Source organism: Candidatus Rokuibacteriota bacterium (assembly GCA_016209385.1).
Taxonomy (GTDB): domain Bacteria; phylum Methylomirabilota; class Methylomirabilia; order Rokubacteriales; family CSP1-6; genus JACQWB01.
The window spans coordinates 11,586-33,299 of the sequence record JACQWB010000125.1 but is presented as its reverse complement, the minus strand read 5'-3'; the positions used below and the strand labels follow the sequence as shown (position 1 = coordinate 33,299).

At 68.8% G+C, this 21,714-nt stretch carries 24 protein-coding genes; 5 read left to right on the top strand and 19 right to left on the bottom strand.

Annotation, left to right across the window (positions count from 1 at the left end):
- Positions 1-274: 274 nt before the first annotated feature.
- The 5 genes from HY726_08355 to rfbA all read right to left on the bottom strand — a co-directional run bounded on the left by HY726_08355 (position 275) and on the right by rfbA (position 5,816).
- Positions 275-934, bottom strand: coding sequence for a queuosine precursor transporter (locus HY726_08355; protein ID MBI4609005.1), 660 nt, complete (start codon positions 932-934; stop codon positions 275-277).
- Complete coding sequence (locus HY726_08350) at positions 931-2,334, bottom strand: HD domain-containing protein (protein MBI4609004.1); 1,404 nt, start codon at positions 2,332-2,334, stop codon at positions 931-933. Before HY726_08350 ends, HY726_08355 begins: the two co-directional genes overlap by 4 nt.
- 4 nt (positions 2,335-2,338) lie before the next feature.
- A complete protein-coding gene (locus HY726_08345) occupies positions 2,339-3,370 on the bottom strand; it encodes a serine protease (GenBank protein ID MBI4609003.1) in 1,032 nt (343 codons plus the stop codon).
- 13 nt (positions 3,371-3,383) lie between these two features.
- Positions 3,384-4,532 carry a dTDP-glucose 4,6-dehydratase gene (gene rfbB, locus HY726_08340; GenBank protein MBI4609002.1) on the bottom strand — a complete coding sequence of 383 codons (1,149 nt, stop codon included), beginning with the start codon at positions 4,530-4,532 and terminating at the stop codon, positions 3,384-3,386.
- A gap of 402 nt (positions 4,533-4,934) precedes the next feature.
- Positions 4,935-5,816, bottom strand: coding sequence for a glucose-1-phosphate thymidylyltransferase RfbA (gene rfbA, locus HY726_08335; GenBank protein MBI4609001.1), 882 nt, complete (start codon positions 5,814-5,816; stop codon positions 4,935-4,937).
- Between the two features lie 101 nt (positions 5,817-5,917).
- On the opposite strand from rfbA, the gene moeB reads away from it, so the two are divergent.
- The 3 genes from moeB (at position 5,918) to HY726_08320 (ending at position 8,358) form a co-directional block, all read left to right on the top strand.
- Positions 5,918-7,141: a molybdopterin-synthase adenylyltransferase MoeB gene (gene moeB / locus HY726_08330; GenBank protein ID MBI4609000.1), complete on the top strand. Its 1,224-nt coding sequence runs from the start codon at positions 5,918-5,920 to the stop codon at positions 7,139-7,141.
- A gap of 29 nt (positions 7,142-7,170) precedes the next feature.
- Positions 7,171-7,656 carry a pyridoxamine 5'-phosphate oxidase family protein gene (locus tag HY726_08325; GenBank protein ID MBI4608999.1) on the top strand — a complete coding sequence of 162 codons (486 nt, stop codon included), beginning with the start codon at positions 7,171-7,173 and terminating at the stop codon, positions 7,654-7,656.
- Between the two features lie 153 nt (positions 7,657-7,809).
- Positions 7,810-8,358: a hypothetical protein gene (locus tag HY726_08320; GenBank protein MBI4608998.1), complete on the top strand. Its 549-nt coding sequence runs from the start codon at positions 7,810-7,812 to the stop codon at positions 8,356-8,358.
- 501 nt (positions 8,359-8,859) lie between these two features.
- Here HY726_08320 and HY726_08315 read toward each other — a convergent pair.
- The 9 genes from HY726_08315 to HY726_08275 form a co-directional block, all read right to left on the bottom strand.
- Entirely contained in the window at positions 8,860-9,228 is a 369-nt protein-coding gene (locus HY726_08315) for a hypothetical protein (GenBank protein MBI4608997.1), read from the bottom strand.
- A 57-nt stretch (positions 9,229-9,285) separates the two neighbouring features.
- Positions 9,286-11,298, bottom strand: a complete 2,013-nt coding sequence (locus HY726_08310) for a hypothetical protein (GenBank protein ID MBI4608996.1) — start codon at positions 11,296-11,298, stop codon at positions 9,286-9,288.
- Positions 11,295-11,624 carry a PDZ domain-containing protein gene (locus HY726_08305; GenBank protein ID MBI4608995.1) on the bottom strand — a complete coding sequence of 110 codons (330 nt, stop codon included), beginning with the start codon at positions 11,622-11,624 and terminating at the stop codon, positions 11,295-11,297. The genes HY726_08310 and HY726_08305 overlap by 4 nt, the downstream gene beginning before the upstream one ends.
- 33 nt (positions 11,625-11,657) lie before the next feature.
- Positions 11,658-12,404: a trypsin-like peptidase domain-containing protein gene (locus HY726_08300; protein MBI4608994.1), complete on the bottom strand. Its 747-nt coding sequence runs from the start codon at positions 12,402-12,404 to the stop codon at positions 11,658-11,660.
- Between the two features lie 76 nt (positions 12,405-12,480).
- The gene (locus tag HY726_08295; protein ID MBI4608993.1) at positions 12,481-12,999 is read right to left on the bottom strand and encodes a molybdenum cofactor biosynthesis protein MoaB; all 519 of its coding nucleotides are present in this window, start codon (positions 12,997-12,999) and stop codon (positions 12,481-12,483) included.
- A gap of 96 nt (positions 13,000-13,095) precedes the next feature.
- Positions 13,096-14,775, bottom strand: coding sequence for a thiamine pyrophosphate-binding protein (locus HY726_08290; GenBank protein MBI4608992.1), 1,680 nt, complete (start codon positions 14,773-14,775; stop codon positions 13,096-13,098).
- Between the two features lie 38 nt (positions 14,776-14,813).
- A complete protein-coding gene (locus HY726_08285; protein ID MBI4608991.1) occupies positions 14,814-15,035 on the bottom strand; it encodes a type II toxin-antitoxin system HicA family toxin in 222 nt (73 codons plus the stop codon).
- On the bottom strand, positions 14,986-15,252 hold the full coding sequence (locus HY726_08280) for a type II toxin-antitoxin system HicB family antitoxin (protein MBI4608990.1): 267 nt from the start codon (positions 15,250-15,252) through the stop codon (positions 14,986-14,988). The genes HY726_08285 and HY726_08280 overlap by 50 nt, the downstream gene beginning before the upstream one ends.
- Positions 15,253-15,491: 239 nt before the next feature.
- Positions 15,492-15,743 (bottom strand): YgiT-type zinc finger protein, encoded by a 252-nt coding sequence (locus HY726_08275; protein ID MBI4608989.1) that lies wholly within the window; start codon positions 15,741-15,743, stop codon positions 15,492-15,494.
- A gap of 304 nt (positions 15,744-16,047) precedes the next feature.
- Here HY726_08275 and HY726_08270 point away from each other — a divergent pair, with 304 nt between their 5' ends.
- Both HY726_08270 and HY726_08265 read left to right on the top strand, forming a co-directional pair.
- Entirely contained in the window at positions 16,048-16,389 is a 342-nt protein-coding gene (locus HY726_08270) for a type II toxin-antitoxin system RelE/ParE family toxin (GenBank protein MBI4608988.1), read from the top strand.
- Positions 16,390-16,401: 12 nt separating this feature from the next.
- Complete coding sequence (locus tag HY726_08265) at positions 16,402-16,731, top strand: helix-turn-helix transcriptional regulator (protein MBI4608987.1); 330 nt, start codon at positions 16,402-16,404, stop codon at positions 16,729-16,731.
- A gap of 144 nt (positions 16,732-16,875) precedes the next feature.
- On the opposite strand, the gene HY726_08260 is transcribed toward HY726_08265, so the two are convergent.
- The 5 genes from HY726_08260 to HY726_08240 form a co-directional block, all read right to left on the bottom strand.
- Positions 16,876-18,192 carry a hypothetical protein gene (locus HY726_08260; GenBank protein MBI4608986.1) on the bottom strand — a complete coding sequence of 439 codons (1,317 nt, stop codon included), beginning with the start codon at positions 18,190-18,192 and terminating at the stop codon, positions 16,876-16,878.
- 33 nt (positions 18,193-18,225) lie between these two features.
- Complete coding sequence (locus HY726_08255) at positions 18,226-18,510, bottom strand: hypothetical protein (protein ID MBI4608985.1); 285 nt, start codon at positions 18,508-18,510, stop codon at positions 18,226-18,228.
- Between the two features lie 200 nt (positions 18,511-18,710).
- Positions 18,711-19,022 carry a Rieske (2Fe-2S) protein gene (locus HY726_08250; GenBank protein ID MBI4608984.1) on the bottom strand — a complete coding sequence of 104 codons (312 nt, stop codon included), beginning with the start codon at positions 19,020-19,022 and terminating at the stop codon, positions 18,711-18,713.
- On the bottom strand, positions 19,019-20,353 hold the full coding sequence (locus HY726_08245) for a 4Fe-4S dicluster domain-containing protein (protein MBI4608983.1): 1,335 nt from the start codon (positions 20,351-20,353) through the stop codon (positions 19,019-19,021). The genes HY726_08250 and HY726_08245 overlap by 4 nt, the downstream gene beginning before the upstream one ends.
- A gap of 9 nt (positions 20,354-20,362) precedes the next feature.
- Positions 20,363-21,697, bottom strand: coding sequence for an FAD-binding oxidoreductase (locus HY726_08240; GenBank protein ID MBI4608982.1), 1,335 nt, complete (start codon positions 21,695-21,697; stop codon positions 20,363-20,365).
- Between the last annotated feature and the right edge of the window lie 17 nt (positions 21,698-21,714).

The following is a 21,714-nucleotide window of genomic DNA, read 5'->3' as shown; positions in this document are numbered from 1 at the left end:
GCAACCGGGGGTCGTCGCTCTGGGCTCGTTTTCGCGCAAGGACGGCAACGCGACGACGCTTCAGGCGCTGACGCGGCACCCGGCGGCCCTCATCCAGTGGGTGCGGACGCACCTCGTCCCGGCCGGACTGAAGCGCGGAACCGTCGGACGCAGCGGGGGCAGCATTGCGGTCTTGGTCTCATCCCGCTCCGGGCGCCGGACCCGACGCGATGACCGCGTCTGATCGCCTTGGCTGGCGAACGCCCTGGCGCACCAGGGAGGCGCGAGAGCCGACTCAGAGGCGGATCGGGTTGAAGTCCGTCCCGTAGTCGAACGTGTCGACCCGCTCGCGCGCCTTCAGCCAGGCCACGGCCGCGTACGTCAGGGGCGTCGCCGCCGCCTCGTAGGCGACCTTCACCGCCCACTGGCCGGCGATGAGCCCGGTCAGGACCGCTCCCGGCACCGTCCCGGCGAACGCGAGCGTCACGAAGACCACGGTGTCGAGCGCCTGACCCACGACCGTCGACCCGATCGTCCGGGTCCAGAGCCAGCGCCCCCGCGTGAGGATCTTCAGCCGGGCGAGCACGTAGGCGTTCGCGAACTCGCCCGCGAGGTACGCGAGGAAGGACGCGGCGAGGATGCGCGGCGTCGTGCCGAGGATCTCGTCGTACGCGGGCTGGCCCTTCCAGAAGGGCGCGGCTGGCAGCGCGCCCCCGAGCCAGATCGCGACCACCATGACGGCGTTGCAGGCGAAGCCGAGCCAGATCACGCGCCGCGCGGCCCCGTAGCCCCAGACTTCGGTGAGCACGTCGCCGACGACGTACGACAGGGGGAAGATCACGATCGCGGCGGAGAGCACCAGGCCGCCCAGGACGATCAGCTTGGACGCCATCGTGTTGGCGGTGAGCAGGCAGGCGATGAACAGCGCCGCGACCGTGACGAACCGCCAGCTCATACGTTCGTCGGGATCGCGGGCTCGTCGCCGAGCGCGCGCTCGAGCGCCCGGGCGAGGATCGCGTCGTGCTCGTGGCTCGTGGCGAAGATACGGCACTGCGCGACCTTGCCCGGCAGGTACTTGAGGATCTCGGTCAACGGCTCCTCGGAGACGGAGCCTGTCGCCGCGTCGTAGACGTAGATCTGGCGGTCACCCATCTTCAGCGGGTTGAGCGGCCGCGGGTCCTGCAGCGCCATGTCGATCTCGAAGTTGAAGTCTCGGAGCGCGGGCGGCAGGAAGCTCCGCACGCGGCGCTTCACCGTGTCCGCGTCGAGAAAGCTGTGGCCGCGCCGGGGCTCGAACAGGTCGAGGATCACCTCGTGCGACATGCGCCACTTGAGCTTCCGGTCGAGGACGTGCCGCCACTCGAGCCCGAGGCGCTGGCGATCGGCGTCCTCGGTGTGGTGCCACTTGCCTACGTCCTCGAGCAGCGTCCACTCGGTCAGGTGGAGGTACGGGTGCAGGTCCGTGCGGAGATCGTGCGGGAAGGCGATCCGCATCGTGTCGCGGAAGATCTCCTTGAGGTGCAGGTCGATCCCGCGCGTCGTGCGGTGGTAGTAGACGTTCGTGTACATGTAGAAGCGCGCGTTCAGGAACATCGTGAACGCCTGCAGCCCGCCGCGGTCGAGCGTGAGCCCCTTCTCGGAGAAGAACGAGTAGTAGATGATGCGCTCGATGTCGATCGGGCCGACCGCGACGCCGCACATGTACGCGTCACGGAGCACGTAGTCCATGTTGTCGGCGGTGTACACCCCCGACAGGAGCGGCTTGAGGAACGGCAGCCACTTCGGGTGCGACTCGAGCGGCTGCGTGTAAGTCTTCCCCATGAGATAGCAGATCCACTCCGGGTCGATGGCCTCGCTCGCGCCGAAGGCGCCGCTGGGGCTGCGCCGCAGGTTCCGGAGGGTGTCGGCCAGCTCCTCGCGGATGATGCGCTGGCCGACGAGCTCGTGCGTGAGATCGAAGTCGACGAGGAAATTGTCGTCGAAGAAGTGGCCGAACGGCCCGTGACCGACATCGTGGAGGAGGCCCGCCATGCGGAGGAGCTCCTCCAGCAGCACGGGCGACGGGGCGTCGGGGAAGATCGCCCGCAGCGATGGGTAGAGCTGCTGGGCGAAGCGCCCCGCGAGGTGCATGGCCCCGAGGGAGTGCTGGAAGCGGCTGTGCTCCGCCGCCGGGAACACCCAGCGCGCCGACTGCAGCTGCGGCACGCGCCGCAGGCGCTGGACCCAGGAGGTGTCGATCAGGTCTTGCTCGGTCGCCTCGCCGGGGATCCCGCCCGGGCGTGTGTAGAGGATGTACCGGTGGATCGGGTCGGCGATGAGGCCGCGCCCCTGGTAGGTGTCGGCCGCCCCCTTCACGCGGTCACTCTCCCGTGCGGGAGGGATAGAGGCGGTAGCGGTCGATCGAGGGCACCGTGATCACGTGGACGCGGTCGCTGCGTCGCACCGCCACCTCGATCAGGTCACCGGCACGCCGGGACCAGAGTCGCCGGTAGAACTCCTCTTGAGAGCCGACGGTCACGCCGTCGACGCCGACGATCACGTCGCCGCGGCGGAAGCCCGCGCGGGCGGCGGGACCGACCGGCGACACCTCGCTGACCACGACGCCGCCGTCGAGGTCGAGCGTGTAGAGTCCGAGCCACGGCCGCGTGGGCCGGCTCGCGATGCGCCCCGCGGCGATCAGCTCGTCCTTGACGGGGACGAACGTCTCGAGGGGGATCGCGAGGTTCACGTGCGGGTCCTCGCCCAGGCGGAGCGAGGCGATGCCGACCACCTCGCCGCGGTCGTTCACGACCGCGCTGCCGGCCCAGTCCGGGCTCGACGGCGCCAGGTAGAGCGCGCGCTCGAGCATGTACTCCCAGTACGCCGAGAACCGCCGGATGGCGTGCACCGCACCGACGACGGCGATCAACTCGCCGTCGTCGCTCACGCCCACGGTCGCCGTGCGCGCGCCGACCTCGACGTCCTCGGAGCGCCCGAGCGCGGCCGCGGCCCACGGCCCGCCATCCTCCAGCCTCACGACCCCGAGGCCGCTCTCGAGGTCGAGGCCCACGAGCCGCGCGGGCACGGTCCGGCCGTCGCGCATCCTCGCCTCGATCTCTAGCGCATCGAGGAGCAGATAGCTGACGGTGACCGCGTAGCCGCGCGCGTCGAAGACGACGGCGCTGCCCGAGCGGCGCGCGCCCAGCCGGCTGGACGAGACCGCGTCCGGGGCATTCCGCACCCTGAGGCCGACGAGCGCCGCCTCGACCCGTTGGACGAAGGACGGCTGCGCTGGAAACGGCCCGGGCGCGCGCTCGGGCACGCGAGCCCGCGGCGCACCGAGCGCCAGCGCGGGGCCGAGCGCGACGAGGGCGAGTATGGCGAGGCCCTGGGCCCGTGTCCGCGCGCGCATGCGGACTCCCTCCTCAGCGGTGGCCGTACTGCCTCTCGTAGTAGGCCCGGAATTCCCCCGACTTGAGCGGCCGCCACCACGATTCGTGCTCGCGATACCACGCGACCGTCGCCTGGAGCGCCGCGGCGAACGGGTGGCCCGGCTTCCAGCCGAGCTGCTGCACCTTCTTCGAATCGAGCGAGTAACGGCGGTCGTGACCGGGACGGTCCTTCACGGGCTGGATCAGCGAGTCGGGCTTGCCGGCGAGGCGCAGGATCTGGCGCGTGAGCACCACGTTCTCGACCTCGTTGCCCCCCCCGATGTTGTAGACCTCGCCGTCCTTGCCCTGGCGGAGCACGAGATCGATCGCCGAGCAGTTGTCGAGGACGTACAGCCAGTCGCGGACGTTCTTGCCGTCCCCATAGAGCGGCAGCGGCTTGTCCTCGAGCGCGTTCGTGATGAACAGCGGCACGACCTTCTCCGGGTACTGGTAAGGCCCGAAGTTGTTCGACGACCGGGTGATCAGGACCGGGATCCGGTGCGTCTGCCAGTACGCGAGCGCGAGCAGATCGCCGCTCGCCTTCGACGCCGAGTACGGGTTCGAGGGCCGCAACGGGTCGCTCTCCCGCGACGACCCGCGCTCGACGGAGCCGTACACCTCGTCGGTGGAGATGTGGACGAAGCGCGGGATGCCGAGATCCTTGACCGCCTCGAGCAGCGTGAACACCCCGAACACGTCGGTCTTCAAGAACGCGTCCGGCTCCATCAGCGAGCGATCGACATGACTCTCCGCGGCGAAGTTGATCACGGCGTCCACGGCGCGGGCGACGTCGCGCACGAGCTTGGCGTCGCAGACATCGCCCTGCACGAACGCGTATCGCGGGTCGTGCGCGACGTCGGCCAGATTCGCGGGGTTGCCCGCATACGTGAGCTTGTCGAGGTTGACGACGCTGTCGCCGGGGTGCGTCGCCAGCACGTGGCGGACGAAATTGGAGCCGATGAAGCCACTGCCGCCCGTGACCAGCAGCTTCACGCGCCTATCCGCGCACCGGTTCCCAGATCTCGGCGCCCGCGAAGTCCCACGGCAGGCGCCCCTCGTCGCACATCGAGGGTTCGGGCGAGAAGTGGACGTCCGTGAAGTAGACGATCCGTCCGGTCGCGGCGCCGAGATTGCGCACGCCATGGGCGACGCCCGGCGGGATGCGCAGCAGGCGCGAGGTCCCGTCGCCCAACACGAGGCGCGCGCGCGCGCCCTCGGTGGCGGAACCCTGGCGCACGTCGAGGAGCACCACGAGCATGCGGTCCGCCGGCGGCACGTACCAGACGTCGGTCTGGCGCGCGTGGAGGTGGAACGCCTTGATCGCGCCCGGGGCGACCTCGCTGTAGTTGACCTGCCGGACCTCGAAACCCGGCAGCGCCCCCGTCCGCCCGTCGGTCAGGCGGGCGAGTTCCGTCATCGAGCCGCCGTCGTCGTGGTGGCGTCGGAGTTCCACGACGTGGACGCCATCGATGGACGCGGACGCGCCGTAGGACTGGAGCTGGAAGGCGCGCTTGGCGGGCGGGGTGAGCTCCATCACCGGTGATCTTACGTGTCCGTCTCGACCAGGCGCAACAGGTACTGGCCGTACGAGTTGTCCTTCATCGGCTTCGCGACCCGCAGGACGTCGTGGGCGGTGATCCAGCCGAGCCGGAAGGCGATCTCCTCCAGACAGGCGACCATGAGCCCCTGTCGCTCCTCGATCGTCTGGATGAAGGTGGACGCCTGGAGCAACGCCTCGTGCGTCCCCGTGTCCAGCCACGCGATACCCCGCCCGAGCTTCTCGACGTGCAGCGCGCCCCAGGCCAGATAGGCCGCGTTGACGTCGGTGATCTCGAGCTCGCCGCGCGCGGACGGTCTGAGGTCCGCGGCGATCTCGACGACGCGGTTGTCGTAGAAGTAGAGGCCGGTGACCGCGTACGAGGAGCGCGGCTTGGCCGGCTTCTCCTCGAGACCGATCGCGTGTCCCGAGGCGTCGAACTCGACGACGCCGTAGCGCTCCGGGTCACGCACCCAGTAGGCGAAGACCGTGGCGCCCGCCGTGCGTTCGGCGGCGCGTCTCAGGTAATCGGGCAACCCGTGCCCGTAGAAGACGTTGTCGCCGAGGGCGAGCGCGACGGGGCCGTCGCCGATGAAGCGCCGGCCGATCACGAAGGCCTGCGCGAGGCCTTCGGGGCGCGGTTGCGCCGCGTACTCCAGGCGAAGACCGAGATGGCCGCCGTCGCCGAGCAGCCGCTGGAACGCGCCCTGGTCCTGCGGTGTGGTGATGACGAGGATCTCGCGGATGCCGGCGAGCATCAGCGTCGAGAGCGGGTAATAGATCATCGGCTTGTTGTAGATCGGGACGAGCTGCTTGCTGAGGGCGAGCGTCAGGGGGTAGAGGCGGCTGCCGGAGCCCCCGGCGAGGATGATGCCCTTTCTGGCATTCATCATGAAGTTTTGAGAGTATAGCAGTCGCTGCCGCGAGCCGCGACCCGGCTGTGCGGGAGAATCACTATTCACCCGACCGGAAATGGGGTAATATCCTCGCCATGAAGACCCTGAAGGAAATGCTCGCTGAGGCGCGCCGGGTCGTTCCCGAAGAGGGCCCCGCCGACCTCGAGCGCCGGCTCAAGTCCGGAGACAAGGTCGTCGTCATCGACGTCCGCGACCCGGACGAGTTCCGCGACGGGCACATCGAGGCGGCGAACAACATCAGCCGCGGTTTCCTCGAGTTCCGCATCGGCACCGCCGTGACCGACCCGAACACGCCGATCGTCCTCTACTGCCAGACCGGGCTCCGCTCGGTCCTGGCCGCGAAGGCGCTCCGCGAGCTCGGCTACACGACGGTCATCAATCTCCAGGGGGGCTACCAGAAGTGGGTCCAGTCGGGCCTCCCCGTCGTCCGTGAGGTGCCGATGACCCCGGACCAGATCCAGCGGTACAGCCGGCACTTCCTCCTCGCGCAGGTGGGCGACAAGGGGCAGCGGCGGCTGCTGCGCTCGAAGGTCCTGCTGATCGGCGCCGGCGGGCTCGGCTCGCCCATCGGCCTCTACCTCGCCGCGGCGGGCGTCGGCACCCTCGGGCTGATGGACGGCGACGTCGTCGACATCACGAATCTGCAGCGGCAGGTCCTCCACACCACCGCGGACATCGGCAAGGCGAAGGTCGAGTCCGGCACGCGCACGATCAAGGCGATCAACCCCGACGTCAACGTGATCGCGCTTCCGATGCGCATCACCGTCGACAACGTCATGGACGTGATCACGGACTACGACCTGATCGTCGACGGCTCGGACAACTTCGAGACCCGCTACCTGGTCAACGACGCCTGCTACCTCGAAGGGAAGACCAACGTCCACGGCTCGATCTTCCAGTTCGAGGGCATGGCCACGGTCCTCGCTCCGGACCGGGGGCCCTGCTACCGCTGCCTCTACCCGAACCCGCCCCCGGCGGGCCTGGTCCCCTCCTGAAGCGAGGCCGGCGTCCTGGGCGTGCTCCCAGGAGTGATCGGGCTGGTGCAGGCGACCGAGGCGATCAAGCTGCTCGCCGGCTTCGGCGAGCCGCTGATCGGGCGGCTCCTCACCTATGACGCCCTCGGCATGCGCTTCAGAGAGGTGAAGCTCCGCCGCGACCCGAAGTGTCCGCTCTGCGGCGAGAACCCCACCATTAAGGACCTCTCCATCCACATGGAAGGAGCCGGCCAGGCCTGCGCCATGGGCGACGACGGCCGGCCTGAAGCTGCTACGGTCCCGACGGCCAAGGCCGGCGGCTGAGGCTCGGGCGCGACCACGCCCGCAGGACCGTGTCCCGCTCCCTCGGTCCTGAGCTGCCGGCTGACCTCGTCGCGCGCCTCTCACAGGGCGACCTCGCGCGCCATCTCGGCAAGGTCCTCCCCCTGATCACGGTCGATCCCGGGGGCTTCCCGCACCCGATGCTCCTCTCCTCCCTCGAGGTGCGCGCCGCAGGGCCCAAGACGATCCGCATCGTGATCGGCGCCCGGAGCCGGAGCGCCCGGAATCTCCTCGAGCGCCAGACAGCGACCCTGCTCCTCGTCGAGCCCGAGCGGACCTTCTACGTGAAGGTTCGAGCTGCAGAGGGGCCCCACCCCGTGCCTGGCCTGCCCGACGCCGGCCTCTTCAGCCTCACGGTGGAGGATGTTCTCGAGGACGGCCCCGCCGAGTGGGAGGCGGGGATGCGGATCACGGGGGCGGCCACCTACGCCCCGGTCCCGTCCCTGGACCAGCCCTGGGCCAAGGCGACGCTTGAAGCGCTGGCGCAGGGCATGTAGCTGAATCGCTTACTCCAACCGGGAGCGGGACTGCCGAGCCACCCCCAGCCCCTGAGAGATATTCAGGGGTTTTCCCCTGTCTCGTTCAGGGTTTTTCCTGATTACCCGCGTGCCGCCCGCTGTCTAAGTTGTCCTTGCACGGGGAGGATAGCAATGCCATGCGAAAGAGCCTTCGGATGGATCGAGGGGCTCGCTCTCTTATTGATGCTGGCGCTCTTCCTCGCGCCCGGGGAGCTGCCGGGAGGTCGTCCCGCGAACTTTGACGATCTGGAGCTTGACCAGCGCGTGGCCGTGGCGGGCAGGCCCTCGGGCGCGCGCGAGGTCCGCGCACATGAGATCGGGATCCAGAACGGGCCCGGCGAGGAAAAACTCCAGGGCCGTATCCAGCTGGTGAACGGCGTGGAAAAGAGCCTCGCCGTCCTGGGCGTGAAGGTGGTCATGACTGAGGAGACCCAGATCCAGGACCGACTGGGCCAATCCCGGCTTTCCGCCTTGCGGCCAGGAATGGCGGCCGAGGTCAGGGGGAAGCTCCGAGAGGATGAGGTATTCGAGGCGGCAAAGATCACGGTCAGCAATGGCAAGGCAGGCGAGGGGATCGAGGTGACGGGCAGAGTCCAGAACATCGATAAGTCCGATAAGACGCTCAACGTTATGGGACTCACGATTCGGGTGACTCCGGCGACCAAGCTTAAATTCGACTAGCCTTGGCTAACTCGCTGACAGTCCCATAGAGCCGGGAAGGCATCTGGGGCTGTCGGGCCAGACACACCTGCCGATCGCTCGGACTCGAAACCCCCAGGGAAAACCGCCCCTGGCCGGCCCAGCCCAGGCAGGATCAGAGGCTCCGGGGCGCTGAAGCGGGATTCGATTCTTTCCCAACCTCACCCTTGGGGGAAGGAAACGAATTCGGTCCCCGGAAGCGCGCGCCCACCCACTTCGTGGGTACCCCGCCCGGGCAGCCGGCCGGCGAAAACCCATCCTGGAGGGGGCGGGTAGCCGCGCCGAGCGGAAGGGGGGGACGCGAATCACGGGCGGCGGCCTGCCCCGGTCTGGTCCCTCCAAGAGCCCTGGGCCAGAGCCACGCTCGCTGCCCTGGCCAGCGATCTGCGCGCCTGAGGGCCTATCCGGCTAGCCCACTTGTCGGCCAGCTAAAGTGACAAGAATTGAGTCGGGTATACCCCGTGGCAGATCTGATCTGCCAATTCATGACCGCTCGTGTTGCAGTGCGGCCAACCCTACCTTCGTGGTGCCGTACCGCTGCAGGCGGCTACGTGGCTTGTCGGGAATGGTCATTTCGACCCACCCCGCGGCCAAGAGCGGGTCCAGATAGGCTTTCAGAAAGTGCATGCGGTCCCTGAGTCCCGTAACTCGCTGGAGTTCGTCGCGGCTGCGCGGCTCACGCGCAGCCTCCAATAGGGCCACGACATGAGGGGTGACTTGAGGGGTCACATGAGGGACGACTTGAGGCGTGCGCCCCACCCTCACCCTCACCCTAAACGTAACCACCACCGATCCTGACACTTCCCGAAACTCAGGAGGCTCGATTCCCGCCTCACGGCACGCCGCCAGCACCCGATTTGTGCCGCGGCCCCATTTTTCGATCAGCCCTGGAGGTTGGTGCTCTAGGCGCTACTCCCTGAACGGCACCTCGAAGACGGGAACCCCGTGGGGTTTCGGATCGAAGAAGTCGGGATGCTCGATCCTCGCCCCGCGGCTCAGAAAGAACCGGGCCACCTGCTCTTGCGCCGCCCGGCCGATCCCGGCGACCGACGGGAGCCACGTCCAGGTGAGAAACGCGTGCGGGTCCTGAAGCGTGTCGCCGAGCTGGTCCGCGATCCGATCGTGACGGAAGGCCGAGGTGGAGGAAAGCAGGTCCCCGGCCCTCAGGATGTTGAGCGTCGTCGCGTTCGGGACCGTGCGATCGCCGACCGCGAGCTGGTAGAGGACGGCCTTCGGGCCGTTTCCCGCGAGCGGGGCGAGCTTCAGATGCAGCGCATAGGCCACCGGGTTCCCCGGCTGGCTTAGCCACTCGGCTCGATCCAGAAACTCCTGGACCGCGATCGCTCCCGGGTGGGGAGCCGTCACCGGCGGCTCGTCCGGGAGCGGGAGCGACTCGTGGAAGTCGTCCGCGCCGTTCAACAGCGGCGGGCGCCGGTCTCTGAGCGCCCGGATCACGAACTTCCTGAAGACCGGCGAGAGTCGCGCGACCTCCACGATCGGGCCACCCGGAACGTTGAGGACGCCGACCGTCACCAGCGGGTCCACCGCCACCAGCAGCGTCCCGTAGATGCCGCCGAAGGATTGGCCGAAGTAGTAGAGCTGCTCGCCATCCAGGTCAGGCGCGCCGTCGCCGTCGACGTCGACCCCCGCGCGCACGGCGCGGAAGAGCCGCATGAGGTCCGCCACCGTCTGGCGGATTCCGTCCCGATTCGAGACCAGCGTGAGCCGGCCGCCGGCGAGAGTCCCGACCCCTTCGGTGGGACCGATCTGGCCGTCACGATCCAGGTCCGTCCCCCGCCCGCCCGAGGGCAGCGTTACCGTTTCCCTTCCCGCGCGCTCGATCACCAGCGCCCCCTTGTCGCCGCCGCCGTGGCCGATCACGTTGATGCCGAGCGTGGCGAAGCCGTGACGGGCGAGCGTGCCGGCGACAGCCAGCAGGCTCGCGTGGCGATCCCCCCCGTAGCCGTGACCGAAGACCGCCACCGGCCAGCCACGAGCCGGCTTCGGCCCGGCCGGCAACATCACGGTCACGTGGACCTCCTCCTCACGCTGAATCCGGGGCGTACCGGTCCGAGTCGGAACCTGAGGGACGATCCGGTCAGGGGTGAGAAAGCTGGGAGAGCTGAAGGCGCCGAAGGCGACGAGGTTCACCTCGGCCGGCGGGATCAGGGCCAGAGGCAGCGGCACCGGCGCATACGGGTCGTCGCTGAGGCGAACGTGGCGGCGGTGCTCCATCCTGGCGATCTCGCGTCGCGGGAAGATACTCCGGCGCCTGCCGCGGGCGAGGTCGAAGCGGAGACGCGCGGCGGGGAGCTGGTCGAGCCGGCGGCGGATCTTCTCGAGGTCAGCGGTGACCGACTGGGTCGTGAAGCTCGACAACGCGACGACGCGAGAGGCCATGACCCCGAGGGCCTCGAGCCGTCTTCCGAGCGTGGCAGGCGTCCCCCCCGAAGGCATGAGGGGCTGACCGTCGGCGTCTCTCACGCCTCCCGTCACCACCAGGGCATAGCGACTTCCCTGGTTCAGGAGCCGCTCGGGATGACCGTAGAGGGTTCGGCCCTCGGGGTCCCATACCAGGCGCGCGAGGCCAACGGGCGCCCCGCCGCCCAGCGGGAGGAGAAAGACGGTGTCGCGGGTGACCGAGCCGAGGTCGAGAGGCGCCGAGACCCGAAGCGCGACGCGCGGGTTGAGGCTGAACCCGTCGAGCTGGTTCAGCAGCCGGATTTCGTCGCAGCCCGACGGGTCAACCGTGCAGTTCGGGAGCGGGAGCGCCACGCGGCGGCCTGTGAGCTGAGCCGGGTCCGCCACGGTGAAGTCGTCGCTCGGAAAGAGCGCGGTAACACGGGAGGCTCCGGCAGCGGGACGCGCAAGGGCCAGAGCTCCGACGAGGAGCGCCAGGAGCGACGGAGCGAGGGCTCTCACCGAGCGGGGCGCGGGCGCTCCGAGGGCTCCTGGTAGAGCCCGACGACGACGGGCACCTCCTGTTCCTTCCCCTCGCGGACGACCCGGAGCTTGACGGTCTTCCCCGGCGGCGACGTGGCGATGATCCGCTGGAGGTCGCGGGGACCGTGGACCGACTCGCCGTCCACGCCCAGGACCACGTCCATCGCCCTGAGCCCGGCCTTCTCGGCGGGCTCGCCCGGCATGACCTGCCTGATCAGCACCCCGCGGGCCTCGCTCAGCCCGAGCTTGGCCACGTCCTCGTCGGGCACCTCATCGATCCCGACCCCGAGCCAGCCCCACTCCACCTTCCCTTAGGCCACGAGCTGGGGGACCAGCGTCTAGACGAGGTTGATCGGGAACGCGAAGCCAACGGAGCCACTGCGGGCCGCCATGCTGTTGATCCCCAGGACCTCGCCGGCCATGTTCACCAGCGGCCCTCCCGAATTCCCCGGGTTCACTGCCGCGTCAGTCTGGAGGAAGTCGAAGCCCGGCGAGGCGACCCGGAGCGGCGCCCCCTTTCGGCTCACGATGCCGAACGAGACGGTCTGCTCGAGACCGAAGGGGTGACCGAGCGCCATGACCAGCTCGCCGACGCGGGCGCGGTTCGAGTCGCCCAGCGGCAGCACCGGGAGCCCGCGCGCTGCCTCGATCCGAAGCACCGCCAGGTCCACGCGGCTGTCTTTCCCGATCAGCTTGCCCTCGAAGCGGCGGCCATCGGCCAGACGCACCTGAATCCGCTGCGCGTCGGTGATCACGTGGGCATTGGTCACGATGAGCCCGTCTTCCGTGATGAGGAAGCCGGAACCCGAGGCGCGACGGCCCTCGTCCGGGGGCTGCGGCGGCGTCTCCTGCCCCTCGGCCTGCTGGGACTGGGTGCGGAGCACGCGCACCTGAACCAGTCCGGGCTTGAGCCGCTCGGCCAGGTCGGATAGGAGGTCGTTGAGCCGGGAGAGTTCCGGGGCTACGGGGCCGCCCGTGCTCTCCTGCCAGAACGGGGTCTGGGTCGGACCCGAGGCGGCGCACCCCGCGAGCCAGACAGCCGAGACCGCCAACAGCAGCATTCCGACGAGACGAACGTGACGCATATCATTCCTCCTGAGTGTTCACGTGGTCACTACCCCCCTCACCTTCATCCACTCCCCCCAGGCCAGGGTCAGGGGCCTACCGACTGGCCTCGCGGACCAGATGCCCGAGCTCGGGCACAATGAGCTTTTCCATCGCGAGCCGGCAGGCGTTCGGCGAGCCGGGGAGGGAGAAGATGATGCGACCCTGGCTCACGCCCGCCTGAGCCCTCGAGAGCATCGCAGCGGCGCCGATCTCCTGGTAGGAGAGAAACCGGAAGAGCTCGCCGAATCCGGCGAGGCGCTTGTCCAGGAGCGCCTCCACAGCCTCGAAGGTGGAATCCCGCGAAGCGATGCCGGTCCCCCCCGCCAGGATCATGACCTGGACCGCGGGATCGGCGCACTGCGCGCGGATCACGGCCTGAACCTGAACGGGTTCGTCCTTGACGATCGTCGAGCCCTTCACTGTGTGCCCGGCCTTCTCCAGGAGCTCCCGAATCAGCCGGCCGCTCGTATCCGTCTCAGGTGTCTTCGTGTCGGAGACCGTCAGCACGAAGCAGCCGACACTCCTCGGCGCATGGGCCTTGTGCTCCCTCGGGGTGGCGTCACGCTCGGACACGCCCCTCACTCCCGGCCAACCATACCACACCGGATACCGCGCGTCATGCCAGCCACGTCGGCCCGGGCCCGGTTCACGGCGCCGCGCGCGGGACCGCTACTCGCGACGGCGGACCGCATGCGCTGGCACGGGAAACTCATCGGGGTCGATGGGAATTTCAATGATCGCCGGCTGACTGCACCCGAGCGCCGCGCGCACGGCGTCGCCGATCTGGTCCGGGTGTTCCGCGTAGTACCCCCGGGCGCCGAAGAGCTCCGCGTACCTGTCATAGCGGGGGTTGCCGATGTCGGCGCCGACGTAGCGCGCGTTGTAGAAGTGCTTCTGGTAGGCCTTTTCCGAGCCCCAGCAGTTGTTGTTCAGCACCAGGGTCGCTACGTTGATCCCGTGCCGCACTGCCGTCTCCAGCTCCTGGGCGTTCATCAGGAAGCCACCGTCCCCGTGGATGGCGAGCACCGGCGCCTCAGGACGGCCCAGCTTGGCTCCGAGCGCAACGGGGAAGGCGAAGCCCAGGCCCCCCAGGTCGAGGGGCGTGAGAAAGGTGCGGGGGCGGGAGAAGTTCAGCCGATCGTAGGCGTAGGCCGGCGCGGCTCCCGCGTCCAGCGTCACGATCGTGTCCGGCGGCAGAACCCGGCGCAGCTCCGCGTAGACGCGCTGCGGCTTGATCGGGAGCGCGCCGAGCGCCGTCTCCCCCGCCAGGCGCGCGTGGCGCTTGGCGCGGAGCTCCTGCGCTTCCTTCCGCCAGGCCTCGGATGCGGGCGGCACTCGCGCCTGCGCCAACGCTTCCAGCAAGGCCGACACGGCTTCCCGGGCATCGGCCTGGATCCCGACGGCGACGGGATAGTTGCGGCCGAGCTCACGGCTCTCGACGTCAATCTGGACGAGGCGCGTCCCGGAGTGGATGTAGCGCTCGTCGTAGTAGGTGGTAAAGTGCCCCAACCGCGAGCCGACGACCAGGAGGACGTCAGCCCGGCGGCAGGCCGCAGCCGCCTCCGGGGATCCGGCTCGGCCCAGGGGGCCGATGTAAAGGGGATGATCGTTGGGGACCGCATCGTTGCGCCCGTAGGCCGTCACCACCGGAAGGGCTTGCTGGGCGCTCAGGCGCACCACCAGGTCGTTCGCCTCGGCCCAGGTCGCCCCACCTCCTACCAGCAGGAGCGGGCGCTCGGCCTGGCGCAACACGCGGACCGCCTCGCGAATCGCGTCCGGGTGCGCCGGCTGCGGGTGGGCCGGACGGTAGCTCGAGGGCTCGCCGATCTCCGCCTGGACCACCTGGTTGTTCAGCACGTCGCGCGGGATCTCGACGAACACCGGGCCCTTGCGACCTGTCATGGCGCTCCGCAGCGCGGAGCGCAGGATCTCGGGAATCCGCTCCGGCTTATTCACCTGGATCGCGAGCTTCGTCACCGGCTTGAACATGCTGACCAGGTCGAACTCCTGGAAGGCGTCCTTGCCGTAGTGCCCCAGGGCCGGCCCGCCCGCAATGGCCACCACCGGCGAGTGCGCCACCGATGCCGCGGCGATCCCGGTGAGCAGGTTCGTCGCGCCGGGGCCGCTCGTGACCAGGCACACCGCCGGCGCGCCGGTGACCCGCGCCAGGCCGTCGGCCATGAACGCCGCGCCCTGCTCGTGGCGCACGTTGATGTACTCGACGCTCTTGTCGTCGTAGAGGACGTCCAGCACATCCAGGAAGGTCGACCCGACGATCCCGAAGATGTGGCGCACCCCTTCAGCCTTCAGCAGCTCGATGACCGCCTGTCCCGCGCTCATCTCAGCCACGGCCCGGTCCTCCCACGGAGAGCCATCGGGTTAGTGACCTACGATTCGAATTCGGCTCGCGGGACGCCACTCTGCCTGATGATCGACAAGAGCGTACCCGTTTTCAGCTCGGCGTGATCGGGCACAGGAACCGTGACAGTTCCTTCTGGGGCACGTCGCTGCATCACGACATGACTCCCTCGGCGTCGAACCTCCATGAATCCATGACGTTCAAGAATCTGGCAGACCTCCCGGCCAGATAGGACCCGGAGCCTCCCCATGCGCGGCTTCGAATCTCGTGATGAACACCTCGCTGTGAAGGCGACGCTTGACCTCTTCGGGGTCGGCACACTCAAGGAAAAGCTCGACGGCCTCCTTCAGATTCGCCATGGCTTCCTCGACCGTTGCCCCCTGGCTGGCCACGTCGAGCTCCGGACACAAGGCGACGTAAAGATCGCCTTCTCGCTCCAGGATCGCGGTGTAACTGCTTGTCGGCATTGCGCTCTCCTATTTCAAACCGAACGGCACGAGCGGTGACGGACCTGTTCAACCTTCAGGAGCTCGATGACCCCTTGTCCACCGCTCATCTCAGCCACGGACCGTCTCCTCCTTGTGAACGCCCATCCCGGTGGCGATGGGAGATATGTCTCAGGCTCCTCCGCGAAGGCCCCACCGGCGGCGCCGGCCGGCCTCAGCGCAAGCACCAAGAAACGCCATTTATCCCTTGCTCCGCCCTATCAGCCGTTCTGGTCCATGAACCTGCAAGCGTCGATAGTCTGAAATCCCTCGAGGCGATTGTCCTCAAGGCGGCAGCGAATGTCCTCAAATTTCCTCACAAGATCAGGAGAGTATAACCGTGCACCGCATTTCAAGCACACATGTGCCTTCACGTCGAGAACCGCGGTATGCATCCCACCGCGTAAAAGCTTCTCGACCTCCTTTTCCGCAAGCTCTCCACCGCAAATTGGACACTTTTCAAACGGCTTCATGCCCTGCTCCGGACTCTCCAGTCAATCCACCGCTCAGGATCCGGGCGATACACGGTGATCGACTGCAAAACTGGTCTCCTCATTATAAGCCCAAACACTGTGTATCGACTCGCCCCTCGGGTTGAAACCGAAGACGGGCAGCTCGGCTAGGGACGGTGGCAGCGGTAGGTCTGCATCCAGCGCCTCCCACGTCAGCCTCAGACTGGCAACAAACATGAATAGCACGCCTCGCCACGCGCTCGCCAATCCCCCTTGACGGCTTACCTTGTATTGTATATCGTCATTGGTAGTGACGCCGCCATGGGTGGTCGAGTTCTATGAAAGCGAGCAGGGGTGCCCCGTGCGGGACTTCCTCGACCGGGTCGACAAACGCGGCCGAGCCAAGCTCCTGGCGGCGATCCGGCTCCTGGAAGAAGAAGGACCGGCACTGCCGTTCCCCTATTCGAGCCAGGTTCGCGGCAAGGTACGAGAGCTGCGGGTGCGCTCCGGGACGACCCATTACCGGTTGCTCTACTTCGGGGCTCCGAACCGGGCGTTTGTCTTGCTGCACGCGCTAGAGAAGCGGACCCCAAAGCTCCCGGACCGGGACGTCCACCTGGCCGAGGAACGGATGAAACGGCACCTTGAGCAACGCGAGGACGGCTGAGAGGGACGAGCGATGAAGAAGGCAACAAACTGGACTCGGTACTTCCAGACCCAGATGGCCGATCCCCAGGTACGCCGCCTCGTGGAGGAGGAACTCAAGGCGCTCCGGGTCGGGGTTGCACTCGCCCGGCTCAGACAACGGAAGCGCATGAGCCAGACCGCGCTCGCGGCCCGCGTCGGCATGAGCGCCCCAAACATCTCCCGGATTGAGAATAGTCCAGCTCAGAACCTGACCCTGGGCACGCTGGTGAAGCTCGCGCGCGCCCTCGACCGGGAAGTGGAGATCGCATTCCCGGCTCGGCGAGCCCCCAACGCGCGACAGCGGAGGGCTGCGAAAGCATGACGCACGCGGCGAACTACGCCCACACCGGTGCCGCGCTTAGTCCTACCGTGCGCGGCGTCGTGACAGTCGGTGCCATCAGTTTGTTCGTCTGGGCCGCGAGCCAGAAATTGTAGTTACCACCAGAGCGCAAGGCGGCGGGCGCGCCTAGCGCCAGTCGTCGACCGAGACCGTCTTCTGGTACGTCGCGCCCATGATGCGCCAGTAGCCGTTGGTCTCTCCGCCCACGACCACCACGTGGATGTCCTCGCGCCGGAACATCGGGATCAGCTCGTCGGGGACGGCCCTGAGCTTCGAGGCCCACGGCTCCTCGCCGAAGGTCGCGCGCGGGTAGATATAGTTCTGGACGAGCTGGTAGTCCCAGTATTCGCCGGCCGGCATCCGGGCGGTGTCGTAGAGCCAGTCGATCAGCGCGTCCTTCTTCGTGAACCCGCCCCGGTCGATGAACTGCCGGGCGGTGATGGGATCGAGCAGGAGCACCGGCGGGATGTGGGGGTCCATCCCGCGGAGCATGTTGCGGACGTGCTCGCGCCAGTGCTTTTCGCGAAGGCCGAGGGTGAAGGCGGTGGACCGGCAGCCGGTGAAGACGCTCACGGCGCTGTCTTCCGGCCCGAAGCCGTGCTGGATGTGGAACGGCTCCCAGGGGCTCCGCTCCTCGTTCTCGGCGAACGTCACGCTGTTGTACGCGTAGTTGTTCCCCTGCGAGCCCAGGTAGGTGAGCCCGGGCACCGAGCCGCCCTGGAGGTTCTGCGAGAGGAGGCCGTAGGCCCGGCCGATCGTGGCGTTGGCGTGGCTGTAGGGTCCCATGGCCCCGGTCCCGGCGTTCATCCCGATCTCGTGGCGGATGGGCCCGTTGACGACGGCCATGGCCGCCATGGAGCTGGTCGTGCTTCCGCGCGCGCTCACGCCCGTCGCCGCGAGCGCCAGGATCACCGGGAAGTACTCCGGCCGCGCGCCCGCCATCACCGCGTTGACCGCGACCTTCTCGACCGTGTACTCCCAGGCCTCGCGGAAGTGGGTCGGTCGCATGTGCCCCACGACCTCGTCGGGCTTGCGGCGGGTCCTGGCCAGCATCGCCGCCACCCGCTCCTCCGTCGGGAGCACGATCGGCAGGCAGTCCGTCCAGCGGTTGTCGAGGAAGAGGCGGTGGAGATCCTCCTCGGTGTCGGACTCGACGAGCCGCGGGATGGAGCGATCGAACTCGCGCGGCTTCAGGTCTTCGTCGGCGAACGGCCGCGTGAGCCCCTCCAGAACCTCCTGCATAACGGGACGGCCGGTGAGCGGGTCCGCGCCGTCAACGTAGGCGCGCAGCTCCCGCGCCGACTTGCCCATCACGGGTTGGGGCACGAAGACCTGCCGGAGCCCGGGCATCCCGTTCACGGTCGCTACCGAGCGGACGACCCCGTCGAACTTGTCGGTGTGGATGGCAACAGTGGGCACGCCGTACTTCTCCTCGATCGTCATCGCGTGCGCGGCGACCGCCGGCGCGCAGGTGCTTCAGTGGCCGACGCCGACGATCGCGGCGTCCCCCCTGGCCCTGATCTCCTCCCACGTCGCCGGGTCGTCCTTGAGGTAGACGCTCGAGATCGGCTTCAACACCGTGCGGACGCCCGGCATGTGCTCAGCGAACCACGCCTGCATCTGCTTGAGGAAGACGTCGGAATCGTCGAAGCGGCAGTCAACCAGGTAGACGGTCTTGCCGTCGAGCGCGCCGAGGCGGGGCGCCAGCTCCCTGTGCGCGACCTTCGGCGGAAACCCCATCGGGTTCAGGACCGTGATCATCGGGACCTCCTCTTTGGTCGGAGGGGGCCGCGGCGGCCCCCTCCGAAACCTCCCCCAGGATTCGATTGCGCGGGCCGGGTACCCGCGCCGAAGGCGTGGGTGCGCGCTCGAACGGCATACTCCTCTGCGCTAGTACCGCTCCTGGCTTGAGACTGGCCGCGCGGTCAGGAACTCATCTACTTTCCGGAGCACCCCGCTCTTCACTCCCCGAGGTCCACCAGAATCGCGTCCCCCTCGACGGTGACGGGGAAACGGGGGACAGACTCACCCGGAACCGTCATGCACGCTCCCGAGCGGAGGTCGTATTCCCAACCGTGGCCAGGGCAAATCACGATGTCGCCTTCCACCGTGCCCTCTCCCAGCGATTCTCCCGCGTGGGGGCAGACGTTGCCGAGAGCCACGATCTCGCCGCCGCCGTTGAAGAGCGCGATGCTCTCGCCGTTGACGCGGACGACCAGGGAAGCCCCGGGCGGCAGTTCGTGGAGCGAGGCCGCCTTGACGCGCGCCATCATCGCTCCGGGCGCCCGTATGCCCGGTCGAGGAGCTCCACGAGGTGAAGGACGCGCATCGGCGAGCCCTTGGCGCGGAGCCCCTGGACGATCTGAATGATGCACCCGGGGTTCGCCGTCACCACGGCCTCGGCACCCGTCGCGAGGAGGTTTCCCACCTTCCGCGCCTGAAGCCGCGTCGCCATCTCGGGCTGGGTGAGGTTGTAGATCCCGGCCGACCCGCAGCACCAGTCGGCCTCCGTCAGCTCGACGAGCTTCAGCCCCGGGAGCTGGGCGAGAAGCTTCCGCGGCTGGCTCCGGATCTTCTGCCCGTGGACCACATGGCACGGGTCGTGGTAGGTCACGGTGAGCGGCACGGAGGCGAGCGGCCCGCGGAGCGGCTCCTCGGCCAGGAACTCGGCGATGTCCCGGACCTTTGAGGAAAGCGCCCGCGCCCGCCCGGCGTAGACCGCATCGTCCTTCAAGAGGTGCCAGTAGCCCTTCATGTGAGCGCCGCAGCCCGAGCTGTTGACCACCACGGCGTCCACGCCCGTCGCCTCGAAGGCTTCGATCGCCCGCCGCGCCAGCTCCTGGGCCCGGGCGTGATCCCCCGCGTGGGCGTGAAGCGCTCCGCAGCAGCCCTGGCCGCGCGGCACCACGACCTCCGCCCCGTTGAGAGCCAGGATCCGCGCCGTGGCCCGGTTGTGAGGGCCGAAGATCACCTGCTGAACGCACCCGGTCAGGAGCGCCACCCGCGCCCGGCGCACGCCCTCGCCGGGAACAAGCTCGGGCAGCGGCGGCCGCTCGGAGGCCGGCGGGACTTCGGGAAGCAGGGCCTCCCACGCCGAGAGCGTCCCCGGGAGCAGCCGGACCAGCCCGCTCGCGCGCGCCAGGGCCTGGAGCCCGCTCCGCTGATAGAGGCGAAGGAGCGAGGCCGCGAGGCCGAGCATTCCGGGACGGGGGAGGAGCAGGGCAAAGTTGACCCAGCGGAAGAGGCGCCGCAACGGACCCCCCGGCCGCTGACGCTCGATCTCGGCCTTGGCGGCCTCGATGAGCTGGCCGTACGGGACCCCCGCGGGGCACACGGTCTCGCAGGCGCGGCAGTCGAGGCAGAGCGAGAGGTGGCTCACCACCGACTCGGTGAGCGCGATCCGCCCCTCGGCCAGTGACTTGACCAGGAAGATCCGGCCCCGGGGCGAGTCCATCTCGGTGCCGAGCTCGGCGAAGGTCGGACAGTACGCGAGGCAGAGCCCGCAGTGAACGCACTTGTTGACGCCGTCCACGTCGAGCCCGTGGAGCTGGAGCGACCCGGCGGCGCCGAGCTGGACGGGTTCGGTCGCGACTCCGTGGGCCATGGGGCGTCCTCAGATGCCGCCGACGAAGCGGCCCGGGTTGAGAATGCCCCGCGGGTCGAGCTGCGCCTTGATCCGCTGCATGATCCTGAACGCGGGCCCCGGGGGGTCCCACACGGCCGCCGCCTCTTTCACCGCCAGGGGCGCCCACTCGACGAGAGCGGAGCCGCCGGCCGCCTTCGCGATCTCGCGCCATTCTCCGAGCACGTCCGCCACCGCTCTTGCGCTGTCCCGCCCCCCCGTCAGGACGCCCCGCGCGATCCCGATCCCGGCGTGGGCGACGAAAGCGGCCCCGAGGCTGTGCCGCTGGGCGACCCCACCAGCCTGCTCGATGACGTCGGTCACGTGCGCGGGCAGCACCGCGAGCTTCATCTGGGCCGCGGCCTCGGCCACGACCCGCCGCGGCAGCTCGCTCGCCGCGCGCCAGGCCTGGTCGCGCGCGGCCCCGTCCAGGACGCGGTGCTCGACGAGGCCCACCGCCTCGAAGAGCCGGCGCGCCTCCTCGCACTGCCAGCCCACCTGCGCCTCGAGCCCGTCGAACCCCACCAGCAGCGTCCCGCCGCCGTCCGTCCCCGCGACCAGCCCCGCGCCGCGGGCGGCCTCGGAGTCCAGCAGCTCCACCGCCGAGGGGATCAGGTCGGAGGTGAGAAGCTCCTTGAGCGCCAGCCCGCACTCCTTGAGCCCGCCGAAGCGCGCCAGGAAGCAGCGGTCCACATCCGGGAGCGGCCTGAGCTTGAAGGTCGCCTCTACGATGACTCCGAGGGTTCCAAACGACCCGATGTAGAGCTTGGGGAGGTCGTAGCCCGCCACGTTCTTCACAACCTTCCCGCCGCCCCTGACGACGGAGCCGTCGGCCGCGACCACGGTCACGCCGATGAGGAGGTCGCGAGCGGTGCCGTAGAGGTGGCGGCGCGGCCCCGAGGCATTGGTGGCCAGGATCCCGCCGAGCGTTGCCTGCTCGGCGAACCCGGGGTCCAGCGAGAGCCACTGCCCCCGCCGCCCGACCTCGGCCTGGAACGCGCCCAGGGACATGCCGGCCTGTACCGTGGCGGTGAGGTCGCCGGGCTCGTGCTCGATCAGGCGCCCGAGGCGCTTGAGACCGAGCACCAGCCCGACCCGCGTCGGGGGCGAGCCGATGGCCATCTTCGTGCCGCCGCCCCAGGGCGTCACGGGGACCTCGGCCTCGGAGGCGAGCGCGAGGATGGCGCTGATCTCCTCGATCGAGCCCGGGAAGACCGCCGCGTCGGGCGTCCGGCCTTCGAGGACATACGGCGACAGCTCGACGCCGGTCAGGAAGTGCTCAGGGCCGACGAGGCCTCGGATTTTCTCGAGCAGCTCAGGGTTCACGCTGATCGGATGGCTCG